The 13,889-nt window shown below is 62.7% G+C and carries 15 protein-coding genes and 1 pseudogene; 3 read left to right on the top strand and 13 right to left on the bottom strand.

Features of this window, described 5'->3' with window-relative positions:
• Positions 1-6: 6 nt before the first annotated feature.
• Entirely contained in the window at positions 7-1,503 is a 1,497-nt protein-coding gene (locus A5779_RS02790; RefSeq protein ID WP_131811558.1) for a 9-bladed beta-propeller domain-containing protein, read from the top strand.
• Between the two features lie 4 nt (positions 1,504-1,507).
• Here the strand turns inward: A5779_RS02790 and A5779_RS02795 are convergent, their stop codons facing one another.
• The 13 genes from A5779_RS02795 to A5779_RS02855 form a co-directional block, all read right to left on the bottom strand.
• Positions 1,508-2,281, bottom strand: coding sequence for a hypothetical protein (locus A5779_RS02795; RefSeq protein ID WP_064878722.1), 774 nt, complete (start codon positions 2,279-2,281; stop codon positions 1,508-1,510).
• Positions 2,278-3,054, bottom strand: a complete 777-nt coding sequence (locus A5779_RS02800; protein WP_131811559.1) for a hypothetical protein — start codon at positions 3,052-3,054, stop codon at positions 2,278-2,280. Before A5779_RS02800 ends, A5779_RS02795 begins: the two co-directional genes overlap by 4 nt.
• A gap of 218 nt (positions 3,055-3,272) precedes the next feature.
• On the bottom strand, positions 3,273-4,682 hold the full coding sequence (locus A5779_RS02805) for a hypothetical protein (protein ID WP_131811560.1): 1,410 nt from the start codon (positions 4,680-4,682) through the stop codon (positions 3,273-3,275).
• Positions 4,683-4,718: 36 nt separating this feature from the next.
• Positions 4,719-5,057 (bottom strand): hypothetical protein, encoded by a 339-nt coding sequence (locus A5779_RS02810; protein WP_064878727.1) that lies wholly within the window; start codon positions 5,055-5,057, stop codon positions 4,719-4,721.
• 86 nt (positions 5,058-5,143) lie between these two features.
• The gene (locus tag A5779_RS02815) at positions 5,144-5,431 is read right to left on the bottom strand and encodes a hypothetical protein (RefSeq protein ID WP_064878729.1); all 288 of its coding nucleotides are present in this window, start codon (positions 5,429-5,431) and stop codon (positions 5,144-5,146) included.
• A gap of 15 nt (positions 5,432-5,446) precedes the next feature.
• On the bottom strand, positions 5,447-5,716 hold the full coding sequence (locus A5779_RS02820) for a hypothetical protein (RefSeq protein ID WP_064878731.1): 270 nt from the start codon (positions 5,714-5,716) through the stop codon (positions 5,447-5,449).
• A gap of 73 nt (positions 5,717-5,789) precedes the next feature.
• The gene (locus A5779_RS02825; RefSeq protein ID WP_064878732.1) at positions 5,790-6,602 is read right to left on the bottom strand and encodes an ESX secretion-associated protein EspG; all 813 of its coding nucleotides are present in this window, start codon (positions 6,600-6,602) and stop codon (positions 5,790-5,792) included.
• The gene (locus A5779_RS02830) at positions 6,599-7,681 is read right to left on the bottom strand and encodes a PPE domain-containing protein (RefSeq protein WP_064878734.1); all 1,083 of its coding nucleotides are present in this window, start codon (positions 7,679-7,681) and stop codon (positions 6,599-6,601) included. Before A5779_RS02830 ends, A5779_RS02825 begins: the two co-directional genes overlap by 4 nt.
• Before the next feature lie 55 nt (positions 7,682-7,736).
• Positions 7,737-8,033, bottom strand: coding sequence for a PE domain-containing protein (locus tag A5779_RS02835; protein WP_064878736.1), 297 nt, complete (start codon positions 8,031-8,033; stop codon positions 7,737-7,739).
• Between the two features lie 16 nt (positions 8,034-8,049).
• Positions 8,050-9,441 (bottom strand): hypothetical protein, encoded by a 1,392-nt coding sequence (locus A5779_RS02840; protein WP_064878738.1) that lies wholly within the window; start codon positions 9,439-9,441, stop codon positions 8,050-8,052.
• 3 nt (positions 9,442-9,444) lie between these two features.
• Complete coding sequence (locus A5779_RS02845; protein WP_110776827.1) at positions 9,445-9,738, bottom strand: hypothetical protein; 294 nt, start codon at positions 9,736-9,738, stop codon at positions 9,445-9,447.
• A 134-nt stretch (positions 9,739-9,872) separates the two neighbouring features.
• A complete protein-coding gene (locus tag A5779_RS02850) occupies positions 9,873-10,256 on the bottom strand; it encodes a YbaB/EbfC family nucleoid-associated protein (protein ID WP_064878741.1) in 384 nt (127 codons plus the stop codon).
• Entirely contained in the window at positions 10,253-10,561 is a 309-nt protein-coding gene (locus A5779_RS02855) for a hypothetical protein (RefSeq protein ID WP_236734628.1), read from the bottom strand. Before A5779_RS02855 ends, A5779_RS02850 begins: the two co-directional genes overlap by 4 nt.
• Before the next feature lie 178 nt (positions 10,562-10,739).
• On the opposite strand from A5779_RS02855, the gene eccA reads away from it, so the two are divergent.
• Both eccA and A5779_RS02865 read left to right on the top strand, forming a co-directional pair.
• The gene (gene eccA, locus A5779_RS02860; protein WP_064878743.1) at positions 10,740-12,557 is read left to right on the top strand and encodes a type VII secretion AAA-ATPase EccA; all 1,818 of its coding nucleotides are present in this window, start codon (positions 10,740-10,742) and stop codon (positions 12,555-12,557) included.
• A gap of 185 nt (positions 12,558-12,742) precedes the next feature.
• Positions 12,743-13,888, top strand: a pseudogene (locus A5779_RS02865) (MinD/ParA family ATP-binding protein); the annotation flags it as partial.
• Position 13,889 lies beyond the last annotated feature (1 nt).

Raw genomic sequence — 13,889 nt, forward strand, 5'->3', positions numbered from 1 at the left:
TAACAGGTGACAGATCCAACGCCGAACTGGCCGAAGCAGGGATTCCGCTGGGTTGAATCACCCGGCGTCGGACCTGCTGTGCAATCACGCAGACAAAGGCGGCGCTGGTGGCTACCTGTTCTGGCAATTGTCCTCACGGTCGTGGTTGTCGGCGGTGGCCTGTTCGTGTGGCGTACTTTCGGCAGCCACAGTGCACACACCGACGCGCCGATCGGCACGCCGGCCAGCAGCCTAATATCCTTTCCGCTGGACAAGAAACCAGTTCCGGGTTGGCGACTTACCGCTGCCGACATCGGTTTGCCCCCCGACGTCACCGTCGGTGCACTGTTCACCAGCACTGCAGATCACGCGTACTTCGTCGCCGACAAGACTGATCCGCAAGGCCTTTCACCGATGGGTTGGCTCTACGGAGTCGACATTCACTCCGGCAAGTTATTGTTCCCACCAATCGCATTGGCTGGCTTCCGGGGGTATCCGCTAGGCGAGTGTTACGGCAATGGACCAGCCGTCGCAGTGTGCCTCACCACCGGCGACGCGGAACGTGGCCTGCCACAGACGGCTTGGGTGATTGATCTGGAACACGGCCAAATCACATTCACCGGTCCCACCGACCTCAATCCGCAAGGAACGAGTGGGCCCGACAAATACATTGTCACGGCGATCGGCAACTACTTCGGCGAAACCCGGCTCGTCGCAAGACGAGAAGGCGAAGGCGTCTACGGGATCGGCTCCAATGCTCAACGCACCTGGTTTGTCCCTGGTGGTGGCAGCATCTTTGATTCCGGATATCGCCAGGTCACCGACGTTCCGGCGCCCACAATCGCCACTCAGAATGCAGCACTCGAAACTCCCGACGCACCGTACCGGATGTTTTCGGCTGTCGACGGCACTGACCTGACACCGACGCCTCCCGAAGGCACGATCATCCGCCGATCGTTGGTGTACAACCAGGGGTTCGCGTACAGTTTCCGCGAATCAGGCAAGCACGACGGCCTCCTTTTCTACGACACGAAGGGAAACCTGGTCGGGCGCTATCAGGACAAAGAACACGACCTGACGCCGGTCGAGAACCCGGTGATGCCCATGGCACGAGTTCCATCCAAACCCGCCACGTGGCAGGTATTTTCCTCGGCAGGCGAACCCGTACTCTCCATCCCGGCACCGAATGCCGCGATCTACTTCAAGGTGATCGGCAGCAAGATTTTCGTAGATCAAGGTGGCACCGAGGACCGCTGGCAACAGTGGGATCTGCAAACCGGCGAATCGGGTTCCGTCTGCCAAATGGGACTCAGCTACGACTACGTCGGTTCGGACGGGTCAGTCATCATCGTCAGCGATGGCGCAGCTCCAAATCTTCTGCGAGCAGTGGATCCCGCTACGTGCACAACACTCTGGGAAATCGCGGAATCTGAGGAGCGAAAAGGCCTGGGGCTGTGGAGGGTCGGCACCGGCCTCATCCAGCACACAGAATACGAGCTCACCCAGTTGACGGCTGGTCCCTGACGGATCAAATACCGCGGCGAATCTCCCGAACGGTGGCGACGTCATCGGCGATCAGACGATCGATTCGGCCTGCCAACTGAGCTTTTGACACCGGTTGCGCGACCTTGTAATCCGGCGCGTATACGTAGTCCCCGTCGTCCTTGACGCGAACCCAAACGACGGCAGCCTTTCCGCGATCGACGCCCCATTTTCGCACCGGACGCCAATGACTCTGAATGCTCGCAAAAGCCTCGATGTCGCTGCGCGATACTTTGTCTGCCCCATCGTCAATGTCAATGCGGGACCGAATCGATATACCGTCGCCGTCCGACGAAGGCGCCGTCGGAACCTGATATTCAGGGACGATGATGGCCTGCTTGCTCCCCGGCTTGAGCGTGCCCATTGACTCAGCGACCGCTGCGCCGAGGTCGTAAGGCGACAGCGAAAATATCTCGATCACGTCGTCAGACGTCTGCCGGGCAAAATAGCCACCGTCTGCCAAACGGTGGGCCATGACACGGACACTCACCTTATCCGACGATACGAACTGAGCCTGGCCTTCAACGCGAATGTCAGAACGCACATAGGTTCCTGCCCAGTGTTGCAACGAGCGCAGATCGCCTTCCCGAAACCGGGTTATCACATTTCTTGCGTGTTCTTCAAAGACTTCGGGGGAGACCTTACTCGCCAGCCTCTGCATGAATGGAAAGGGAATGAAATCACGGCCGTAGTGCTGGCTGACCACGGTGAGATCGATGACATCGATCATGCCGACGAGGTTCATCGCTATCCGGCTCACGCCATTACCTTAATATCTCCATCGGAATACACATTCGGACTTCGCTTGATCCTTATCACCACGGCTGTCGCACTCAACTGATATTCCGCAGCAACCAACAGCACGACGGAATCGGTTGGCAGGCCAGTCTCGGCAAAAAACATGAGACTGAACACCTGCGTACTGACAGCGAGATAACCGTGGCCGAGCTGGTGTTCGTGCAATGCCTCTGACCAGGGCAGCCCACACTTTGTGGCCAGGATTCGATATGGTTCGCCGCTGGCGGTGCTGTGCGGTACAAAGTGCGTGATGTCCTCGGGGCGCAGACGAGCGACACTGAGCGCCTGGGCTACCGCCCGAGTGAGCATTCGGACTGAATCGCGTCGGTTCTCATCAGTATTGCAGTGAAGCGCCCGCCGGTACGCAGCCTGATAGTCGTCAAGCGATGCGGGCTCCCAAAACCCGACTCGGGTCTGCCACACTTCGGCCTGGCCAGGACAGCTCGCGGTCCCGTATCCGAGAATGTCAGCAAACCCATCGCCACCCGTGAGTACGGCTGCGTGCGCGACATCGGAAAACGGCTCCCCGCCGACGGAGCGAGACGTGGCAAACCGGTCGCCCCACGACCAGTTGTCAGCACCCGTGCACACGATTGCGCCTTCGTCGGCAGATAGCATCCCGGAGGCCATCACCCACGTCGTGAGCCCAGCCGCACAGTATTGCTTGATCTCGAGTGCATTGCCCGCGTCACCGACCACCCCATGTTGGATCCCATGATGGACCGGCCAGCCCATGGGCCCTTGGTATCCCGAACCCGCATGCAGGGTCCACCGCACGCTGTCTGGTGACGCAGTCGACGCCGACATGGCTGCCCGCCCGGCCTGCACCGCCATGTCCGCTGGGGATCGTCCCGGAGACTCGGAAACTCCGCGCCATCTCCCACTTAAGTCCAAAGTCGGATCCGGGAGCGGAGTGACAGGTGGCAAGAGGAGGGCTGCCGCAGACAGCGCTGTCACTTCTCGGCAGTTGCCGGAACGCCCATTCGGGGTTCCTGCGCATCGTCACCGACAACTGCCACCACTGCCTCGGCGTCTCCCATCACGTCTTCACCGTTCTTCTTCCGACGCAGGGCCTTGTTCGCCTTGTGCACCGAACCGTCTGCACCGTTGCCGCGATGCCCAGCAGCCGGTGCGCCCGCGCCGGGTGAACCCGAGCCGGCACTGATCCCAGAGCGCGCCGCGGTGGTTGGCGCGCCGGTACCCTTCGTGGCTGCCGGAGTTGCTGTACCGGCGTTGCGGGCCAGTGGCGAGGTGCGCGGTCCAGGACCGCTGCTACCGCGGCCACTACCGGCGGCGGTGCCCTTGGCCGCATTGCTCAGACCCTTCGGCCCGAGGCCGAGCACGCCTTCAGGCAGGGCAGGCGGGTTCTGGCCGTTGCCGAGCGCCTGATCAAGAGCTTGCTTCGCGGCGTCCAACCCCTGACTGGCAGCGTCCTTCGCCGCGTTGGCCGCATCGGACAACCCATCCGTCAGCCCATCCGTCGGAAGGCTGGGAGTGTTCGTGTTCTGAGGCGTGGTCTGCTTGGTTGGATCAAAGTTTGGTTTGGTGGTGTTGTTCTTCAGCCCAGAGAAATCCGGTGCGCCGGAACCTTTGCTGGGCGTCCCCGCTCCAGTGCCACTCGGGCCGCCGTAGTTAGGGGAAGTTTGCCCAGGTGCTGTCGGCCCTGGATGCTCCGGAGTGGTCGTGCCGCCCGTCAAGTCGGGATTTCTTGTCGCTATTTGGCCAATGTTGAACGCAAAATCTTTCATCACAGATTGGGCGAGGGCATCGTATTCCCGCTTAATTTCCTCGCGATGTTCAGGCCAAGAATCCCAGTCGTCTTGGTAGTCATCTTTTCGGTTGACTACTTCCTTCACAACGTTTCCGATCGCCTCACCAAACGCGGGCGACAAAGTCACCATTGCGGTGGCGGATTTTGAGGCACCGTCGATTTGCTTGAACGACGAATCAATGTTCTTGTTGGCAGATTCCGCAGTTTTACCTTGCCAATTGTTGTCACTGTCGCTGCCCATTCCGTCCAGGAACACCTTGTAGTCGCGGACAGCTTGTGACAGTTTGTTAGCGATGTCTTCCCAAATCGCATTGTGTCCGTCGGTGGCCTTCTCGACGGCATTGCCCATCATCTCTACGACTTCAGTAAATTGAACTGTCGTATAGCTGCCAGGCGCAACGGGGAGGGCATGCTGAGGATAGCCAGATGCTAGTCCGCTGAAGTCCTGCTTCCCGCTGCCGTCTTTATGCTCACCGTCATATGTGGTGAAATCAGGAAATCCGAAAAATGAATTACCGGTGTGTTCGACAAACCAGTTATCGGTCCATTCGACGCCGCGTTCAATAGCGTGACCGATATCGGAAAAACACATTAGCCCTTCACCACCTCAAACATGTCTACAAGTCGTCTAGCCGGACTGCATCATTCGGTTGCAGGAATCGATAACGGTCTGCTTGTAGGCGTCCAAGTACGCGATATAGTCATTCAACATCGTCTCCAGCGTCGTTGCATCCTCCACCAGACCGCTCTTGGTGTCGGTAGCCGCTGGATACTTGCCTACATCGCCGATCTCTTTCAACTTGGCGATTTGGCCCTTGGCGAGCACCAGTTCACCTCGAAGATTGCCTATGGCGGTGACGTACTTGTCGCGACCGGCCGGCGAGATTTTGAGGTCGGCATCGCCAGATGCCTGCCAACCCTTCATCTGATCTGTCAGTGTTTCGAGTTGGGGTTTGTCCTTGCCCACGAAACTGCCTCCCTGAAGCTAGATCCTGATTCAACCCGCAAAGCCCGGGCCTGCATAAAGACAGGCCCGGGCCGCACGGCTACTGCTTAGAACGCAGAAGCGTTCGCCTTGTCCATCGCAGCCATGGCGTCCTGCTGGTCCTGCGCCTGCTTCTGGGTGTTGACCACAGTGTTCAGCGCCTCGTCCAGCATGCCGTTGACTTCCTGGTGGGCCTGGTTCAGCGCAGCTGCACCATCGCCCTCGTAGACGCTGGACAGCGCCTGGAAGATGCTCTGGATGTCTTCGCGGACTTCCTGAATGGAGTTGGCCATTCCGGTGATGTCCTCGAGGTGTCCAGCGTTGGCACCGAAGTTGTAAAGAATCTGGTCACTCATGAATTCCTACCTCCCTTAGCCCTGATCCAGGTTGGCGACCGAGCGGATGTGCTCGGAGCCCTTTTCGACGACATTGTTCAGCGTGGCGATCAGATGATCGAACTCTTCGCGCTGCGCCTGAGCAATCCGGCCGTAGTTACCGGCCGAGGTGCCCTGCCAGGATGCCTGCAGCATCTGCTGCTGAGAATCCTCGATCTGGTTGAGCTTCTGAACGGCCTGGTCGCGGGCGGAGGTGATCTGCTCGATCTTCGCCTCGGCTTCAGCCTGGGTAAGTGAAACTGTCATGCGTCACTACTCACTTTCATTGTTTCTGGTGTTGTTCATCGTCGTTTGCCTTCGGGCCAAATCCATGTTCCCCCTAAAGGTCCCCCCATCCCTCGTCGGAAAGCTCCACCAGCTGGCCGATCGCCTGACCGACGGCGTGATCGGAGCCGGCTTTCAGCGTGGTCCACAATTGGCCGGCGGGAGATGCACTGGGCGCCCCCACAATTCGGCCTCGTTTGGTGTAGAAGATGCCGACGGCGGCCGGACCGCGCACGATCCGCTCGTCTTCCCGGCTCAGCGCGTAGTACACGATCTCCCCGAAGGCCTGGCGTGACGCCAACGCCGATCCGAGCACCATCGCGGCTCGCGGCTCGGTACCCAACGACCGGATCCGATCGGCCAGCACAGCGGGATCATGTGTGCCGGAAAGCTTCTCGGCAACGACGTCCAGCGGAGCACCGACCGGAGTCACCTCGGCTGCGACCGCAGCCGGCAGCTCGGCGAGCAACGCTGACACAGCATCACGCAGCTCGACACCGAATCCGACCACGCGCAGCATGATCTCGTGGCCGATGCGGCGAGCCAAGATCGTCAAACCGCCCCGACGCACCACACAGATGCGCGCCATGCCCTCCGGTGTCACAAGTCGTAACGCGAACTCCCGGTCCGGACGTTGCAGTGCCTCCAAGATCGGCACCAGGCCTGGTTCCACGACACCGTCGACAATCACCTCTCGGGCGGTCAGCGTCCGGGTCGCGTGGTCGAACGCGGCATGAAGCGTGTCAACCGTGGCGTGCCGCGGCCGGACGGCCAGCACCGTCGGGAAGCTCTGCACGCCCACCCGTGTCGCGGCGACCTGTAATTCGTCGTCGGTGAGTACGAATTGGGGCTGCAGGGACGCGGTCATATCGACAGCCCCTTGTCCACGCCGATCACCGGCGGTGCGACCCAGCGATCCGAGACCTGCTCCAACGCGCGCTCCGGCTCATCGGCAAAAGTCGGAGTTTCCGGACCGTCGGGTACCACCAACTCGTCGAATACCGAGGTGTTGGGGCCCCAGCTGACATTGGACACCGTGAACGGCGCATCGCTCTGCTGCGCCGCGGGCAGCCACGAACCACCGGTGTCGGACAACCCGGCACCGGGCTCACCGCCACCGGCCAATGTGGCTGCGGGAAGCGATGATTCGTGCTCGCGGTCGTTGTCGCCCCCTCGGCCGTGCGCACCGGCCATCGGGCCGTACCCGCCGCCCATGCCACTACCACCGCCACCGGCGACCGCGACCTTCTGCAGTGTCTTGGGGTCGCCGCTGGAAGCAGTCGTGGTGGGCCGGAACGGCGCCAATGGTGGTGGCGGCGCCGCTCCTGCCCCGGCACCGCCTCCACCCGCACCGCCTGAACCTTCAGCCGCCTTGGCCTCCTGCTCGGCCTTCAGCGCATCGCCCTTGGCAACATCAGGCGGCAGCGGCTGGTCCCATGGCTGGGCAAGTTCCGTGCACGCCTCTTCGTACTGCTGCATGACGGCAGCGGCATTGGCCTGATCGGCGGTGGCCGCCTCGTCGAACTCGGCAAACCGGCCCGTCAGGACGGCTCCGTTGTAGGCCGCCAGCGAGGCCATCATGTCGTGAGATGCCTTGGCCTCAACAGCTTCTGAGACACTCGGCATCGCCATGATCGCGACGGTGTTCGCCACGGCCGCTTCTTCAGCGCGCTGCCCGTTGGCAGCCGCGCTGAGGCTGATGGCCTGCAGCCACTTGCCGAATTCCTCGAGCTTGCGCGTCGCAGCTTCCGAGCCCTGGCTGGCGAACGAACCCTTGACCCGCTCGACGATCTTGTCGAAGTCGGCCGATATGTTCGCCAACTCGTTGGCGACCCGCACCCAAGCCGCACCCGACTGCCCAACCGAAGTGGGCCCTGGACCGTCGGTCAGGTCACGGGCAAGTTGCTCCGTGCTGCGCGACTCCCACGCGACATTGGTAAAACCCATGGTCTACCCCCCTCCGGTCGAATACCACCCGCAGTTACTGGTCCCCGCCAGCTAACTAGACAGCAAAATCCTGATCGATCGCCACAACACCGTCGGTGTGCTTACGCAACGTCGCAGCAACTTCACGCACCTCGTTGACACCCTGGTCGGACGAGCGGGTGAAAGCCGCGTGCACCTCGTTGAGGGTCGATGCGACCTGCTGGGACACCTCGTCGCGACCGGACGCCGTCACCGTGAGGTTCGGCGCCTCGGTCTGCATGAGCTTGTCGAAGCGGTCGGCAAGCTCGTCGAGCTGCTTGGTCGCGTCGGCAACCTCGAGGGGCTGCATCGCAAAGTCATTGGGATTGGCCATGTCAAGATCTCCTGTCTCAGATTCTCAGTTCGATGTCTGGACTGTCATTGGGGTCGATCTCACCAATCACTGGTGGAGCGACATTACCGAGATCACCGACGATTTCGTCGCCTTGATCCGAGGTGTGCAGGAACGCGGCGGCATTGTGTCCACTGCCGTCCACTCCAGCCTTGCCGGCACCGTGGCCGGCGCCCATCATTCCGGCGCCGCCGCCCATACCGCCGCCCGCGCCGCCGGAGACACCCGCCGCTTTGACGGCAGCAGGCTGGACAGAAGAGGGCGATTCGGTGGTAGGCATCGAGACCGGCGTCATGCTGCGGGTCGGCGCGACCGGAGATGGGCCGCCGGCCCCGCCGTGCACGCCACCACCACCGCCGCCGGCCTTGGAGATCGGCGCCATACCTGTGACGCCGTTGTTGGTTGGGTTCGACGTCGGACTGTCCGTCGGGGACCCAGCGGCATCACCGAGGCTAGAGGCCAGGCTGGTGGCAGTTTCGATGCCGCTCTGCGCGGCGCCGGTGATGGCCTCCATACCGGACGACAAACCTTCAGTCGCCATCTGCATCATCGAGGTGCCCAAACCGGTCGCCACCTTGATCATCGGGCTGATCATCGAGGTGGCCGCCGTCGGAGCCTGGGCGAGCGCGGTCGGCGCGCCGATCGCCGTGGCCTCAGCACCCTGCGCGGCCAGAGTGGCCTGCAGTTCGGTGATGCACTCGGTGGTCATCGTGGTGGCCTGGGTGGCTGCCTCGACGGCGGCCGCCTGGCCCCACGGAAAGATGATGTTGGGGCCGATCGCCGCGATCTTGGCGTTGTACTCGTCAATGATCTGCAGCAGCCGAGCCTGAGCTTGCTGCACGTCCGCCGTAGCCGTCGAGACGTTGGCGCCCAGGCCCGCCGACTGCGATGCCACCGTGGCCCCGTTGGCCAGCGTTTCAGCAGTCTTGGTGCCCGCGGAAGTCGCCGACTCACCCGACCATAGGCTTTCCATCGAGCCCATCGCCTCTTGAACCGAACTGGCAGCGGATTCGAACGCCTTTGAGATGCCCTCGAACATCTTCGACGGGTCGAGGGCATCGAAGACCCCGGTCCCGAGGGTGCCGAGCGCATCGAGCACCGGTTGGATCATCGCGCTGGGATCCATCGGGTTGGTCGAACCCGGCTGCCCTTCTGGAGGAGGCCCGCCCGGAGGCGGCGCACCGTTGGGCACCGGCTCCATACCGAACCTGCCGAGAATGTCCTGGACCGGCTGATTCAGATAGTCCGCAAGGTTCTGTTCCTGCGCATTGATGAACGGTGCAGGATCGAACGCCGAGGCGGGCGCGCTACTCCCGGGGTTGGTCGGAGTGAACGGGGCCGACGGGGGTGCCGGCGTCGGATTGCCCGGCGGCGACGGTGTAGACGGCATGGGTCAGCCGAAGGACGCGTCCGTGGCCGCCGTGGTGACCTTGGTCACTTCGGTCGTGGCACCGATCATCACATGGTTGAAGCCGACACTCAGCGTCTGCATCAGGTTGGTGGCCATGCCGGGCAGGAACCCGGGCAGATAGGCAGCCACTCCGATCGGGCCGACGGCCGTGCACACCGCGCTGCTCATACCGGCTACATCGGCGCTGCCGGCCGCCTGGATCATCGTCCCTGCGGCGGTTTGGGCCGCGTTGATCCCCTCAAGAAACCCTGGAACCACATTCATGGCGTCTGACATCGTTAACCCCTCCCCGGTAACCGCTACTGACTGCGGCTTTTAGCTTCTATAGGAACTATAACCCGAGCCCTGCGGGTCAGCTAACACAAGTTTTTGTGCCCCTGCTAGTCCCATCATCGACGAGCAAACGCACATCACTCCTCCGGCAAACTGACGTCGGGCCGGGGTTCAGGTGTAACCGTTGTCCCGTCCCACCTTGTCAAAGGGGTTTGCTGAAGAGTTGCAAAGCGGCTGTTGAACTCCTTGACCAGGAATTTCTGCCGATCCAACGCCGTCTTGGCGGCTGCCTGGGCAGTTTCGATGATCAAATTCGCCAGTCCCTCGGGCCCATGGCGGTAGGCGTTCTCGCCGAGCCAGAGACCGGTAAGTGTTCCGACTCCGTCAACCTCGACGCTCACCGACTGGTCCCGGCTGGTAACCCGAGCCGAAATCGTCTTGAGGTGCTCGTTCATCGCCTGCATGAGATCGCGCTGTTTGACGATCCGGGCGATCACCGAATTCGCGAGGCTGCCGCTCATACCGACCTCATCCAGCTGGCGGGCGGATCCTCGTCGTCATCCCCACGCAACGCGGCCTCGGCCGCGGCGAGCTCTTCCTCTGTTGTCAGATCGAAACCCCGGACCACCTCGGAGCTGAATCCGCGCTCGGCCAGTTCACGCCGGTGCGCCACCTGCGCCCGTTTTGACGACAGCTGGCACAGCGCCAACAGATCCTGCGCCAGATCCTGCGGCGCCCGGGAAAAAGCGCGTTGGCTGAACTTGAGCCGGATGGGCAAGCCGCGTTCCGTCGTCAACACCTGAATATCGCCGTCAGGGGACCTCACCGGTCGGATTTCCATCCCCATACCCCCATCAGTTTGGCTGCCAACTTCCTGTCAACCGTCTCGTTGTCAACTTAGTACAATCACCGGAGGCCAAGCTGCACCAATTAATCCGCTGGGGGCTGCGTTGCCGATTCCGCACAAAACCAGCGATTGGGGGACGAAAGATGGGGATCCACGGATGAGTGGTGGGACCAGGGATGCACAACGTGTGTTCGATGCGGGCGTGCTGTCCCTCGGTATAGCGATCGACGGGTTGGAGACCGAGCGCGACGTGCAGTACGCCGCACTGGCGTTCAAGCGTGCCACCGAGTACGACCCCGACATGTGCGATGCCTGGCTCGGCCGGGCCGCAGCCGGCGAATCGACCCCCGAGGTGATCCATCACCTGCATCGCAGCAGCAAGAATTTGGCACGCGAGCAGCGCAGGCTGGGCCTGCCACCCCGCACTTTGGGCGGGCGCTTCCAGACCGGGCTGTACCTCGACTACACGCTGAGCTCACTGACCGAGGTCTACCTCGCGTATGCCGCGGGCATGATTCAGGGCAAAGATTTCGGCGAGGCCGAGAAAACTCTCGACGAACTCGCAGAGCTGCGGACGACCATGCCTGACGACTCGGCCTCCGACGACATCTGCGCGTACATCCGTGGCGTCCTGCATTTCACCACGCAGCGTTGGCCCGACGTGCTGACCGCGTTGGCCTCCTCCGCGCAGTTCACCGACGAGTACATCGCGGCCGGTGCACACCTCATGGTCGGTTCGGCCTGTGCCCAGATGGGCATGTTCGGTGAGGGATTGCGCCGTTTGGATCAGGCGATCGAGGGGCCGATCCCGGCGGCAAGTCGTGCCGCCGAGTTCTGCAAGGGCCTGACGCTGCGGGAGATGGGCAAAGAGCCAGAGGCCAGAGCGATCTTCGAGCGGATCTACAGCGAGGAACCCGGCTTCGAAGCCAACTACGCCGCCCTCAACGATCCCAAGTACCGACTGATCGTCACCTCCAAGGAGATCATCGACTCCCGTAGTGACAAATGGGATCCGGCGTCCGCCCGCAGCGCGGCGGATTTCGACGCCGAGTCACTGACCGAGCGAGGCAACGAATACCTGCGCGCGGCTCAGGACGAGCTGGATCGCCAAGTCGGCCTCGCAGACGTGAAGCTCCAGGTGGCCAAACTCCGGTCGGCTGCGCGACTGGCGAAGGTGCGCGAGGACAAGGGGCTGACCACCGCATCGCGCAGCTTGCACCTCGCCTTCACCGGCCCCCCGGGCACCGGTAAGACCACCATCGCCCGCGTTGTCGCCCAAACCTATTGCGGCCTGGGCTTGTTGAAGACCCCGGCGGTGATCGAAGCGAAGCGTCAGGATTTCGTGGGTCAGCACCTGGGCAGCACCGCGATCAAGACGTCGGCGCTGATCGATACCGCGATGGACGGCGTGCTGTTCATCGATGAGGCCTACACCCTGATTCAGACCGGCCTGTCCGGCGGAGACGCATTCGGCCGCGAAGCCGTGGACACGCTATTGGCCCGCATGGAGAACGACCGCGACCGACTTGTGGTCATCATCGCCGGCTACGACGCCGAGATCGACCGGTTCCTGGCCTCCAACGAGGGTTTGTCGTCTCGGTTCACAAAGCGAATCCGGTTCGCCTCCTATACCCCGCCCGAGCTCGGCGATATCGGCAGGCTCACCGCCAGATCGCGCGATTCGGACCTGAGCGCAGAAGCCCACGACGAGCTCGTGTCGGTCTGCACCCGGCTGTATGAGCAGCAGTCGACCGACTCCGAAGGCAAGGTACGGCGCAATATCGACCTCGCAGGCAACGGTCGATTCATTCGAAACGTCATCGAATCAGCCGAAGAGGAACGCGAGTACCGACTCAGCGAAAGCCACGGCGCCGAACTGGAGTCGCTCGACGAGGATGCGCTCATGCGGATCGAAGCCATCGATATGAAGGCAGCCATCAGCAACATCCTGCAAACATTGAACCTGCAATCTTGACGCCGCCGAAGCCGGAGGACCTGTCGAACGCGGATAAGCCGACCACGCCCATCCGCGGGATCGGTGCACCGCCGCAGAACGCGGCCCCGGCACCTGCCCCACCACAGAACCCGGCCCCGGCACCTGGACCTCCGCAGGGCGCTGCCCCGCCACCCGCGCCTCCACGGACAGCGGCCCCTGCACCTCCCCCTGCACCGCCCAGTCAACGACCAGCGCCCCCTCCGGTCACACGGGCGCCCGGTCCCCCGGGCCCACAGGTACCCCAGCAGCCTTCTGCGCGGCCATACCCGCCGCCACCTCCACCGCGGCCTGGGCCTCGCGCACAGCCGCCTGATCTCAGGCCGATTTCGACCAGCTTCACCACTGCGGAACCGGATGAACCGACCACGGTGTACAACACCCGGACCTCTTCGGAGGAGCTCGGGCTGCGCCCCCGCAAGCAGGCAAACCAGAACGGCTGGCGCAAGGTCATGAACCGCATGACCGGCGGTACGGTGAATCTTTCTGAACCGCAAGCTGATCCGCGTACGCGGAACGCGCTGGACCGCGTGAACCAACCCATCCGTGGCGCGTACAGCATCGCTGTGCTGTCACTGAAGGGCGGTGTCGGGAAAACCACGACGACGGTGTGCCTGGGCTCGACATTCGCCGCGAACCGGGGCGACCGCGTGATCGCGGTCGACGCCAACCCGGACTTCGGGACGCTGGCTCAGCGTGGTCCGAGTCAGACCCGCTCCACAGTTCGCGACCTATTGGCCGACCAGGAGATCTTCCGCTATTCCGACGTCCGTCGGCACACCTCACAAACCCCGAGCCGGCTGGAGATCCTGGCCTCTGAACGGGATCCGGCGGTCTCCGAAGCGTTCTCCGAGGCCGATTACCGTGCCGTGCACGACATCCTCGATCGCTTCTACAACATTATTCTCACGGACTGCGGCACGGGGCTGACCCACTCGGCCATGAATGGCGTGCTCAACACCTCTGATGCCCTGGTGCTGGTGGCCTCGCCGGCCATCGACTCTGCCCGCAGCGCCCTCGCCACCTTGGACTGGCTGCAGCATCACGGCCACGCCAATCTGGTGCCCGACGCCACGGTGGTCCTGAGTTCGGCGCTCCCGGGATCGGTGCCGGTCGACATCAACCAGCTGACCATGCACTTCAAGGCCCGTGTGCGCGACGTGGTGGTCATCCCATTCGACGATCACCTCGCCGAAGGCGCCGAGATCTCGATGGATCTACTGAATCGCAAGACTCGGCAAGCCTTCCTGGACCTCACCGCGTCGGTTGCCGAAGGGTTTACTCGCAACCGGCGGGCGCCACGGTTGCGCTGAC

It is taken from the genome of Mycolicibacterium peregrinum (genome assembly GCF_001665625.1).
In the GTDB taxonomy this organism is placed as follows: Bacteria; Actinomycetota; Actinomycetes; order Mycobacteriales; family Mycobacteriaceae; genus Mycobacterium; species Mycobacterium peregrinum_B.

Coding starts and splice junctions, on each gene's coding strand:
- A5779_RS02850 (WP_064878741.1), bottom strand. CDS start 10,256: ATGAGCGGCAGCCTCGCGAATTCGGTGATCGCCCGGATCGTCAAACAG.
- A5779_RS02815 (WP_064878729.1), bottom strand. CDS start 5,431: ATGAGTGACCAGATTCTTTACAACTTCGGTGCCAACGCTGGACACCTC.
- A5779_RS02820 (WP_064878731.1), bottom strand. CDS start 5,716: ATGACAGTTTCACTTACCCAGGCTGAAGCCGAGGCGAAGATCGAGCAG.
- A5779_RS02840 (WP_064878738.1), bottom strand. CDS start 9,441: ATGCCGTCTACACCGTCGCCGCCGGGCAATCCGACGCCGGCACCCCCG.
- A5779_RS02805 (WP_131811560.1), bottom strand. CDS start 4,682: ATGTGTTTTTCCGATATCGGTCACGCTATTGAACGCGGCGTCGAATGG.
- A5779_RS02835 (WP_064878736.1), bottom strand. CDS start 8,033: ATGGCCAATCCCAATGACTTTGCGATGCAGCCCCTCGAGGTTGCCGAC.
- A5779_RS02800 (WP_131811559.1), bottom strand. CDS start 3,054: ATGGGCTGGCCGGTCCATCATGGGATCCAACATGGGGTGGTCGGTGAC.
- A5779_RS02825 (WP_064878732.1), bottom strand. CDS start 6,602: ATGACCGCGTCCCTGCAGCCCCAATTCGTACTCACCGACGACGAATTA.
- A5779_RS02845 (WP_110776827.1), bottom strand. CDS start 9,738: ATGTCAGACGCCATGAATGTGGTTCCAGGGTTTCTTGAGGGGATCAAC.
- A5779_RS02830 (WP_064878734.1), bottom strand. CDS start 7,681: ATGGGTTTTACCAATGTCGCGTGGGAGTCGCGCAGCACGGAGCAACTT.
- eccA (WP_064878743.1), top strand. CDS start 10,740: ATGAGTGGTGGGACCAGGGATGCACAACGTGTGTTCGATGCGGGCGTG.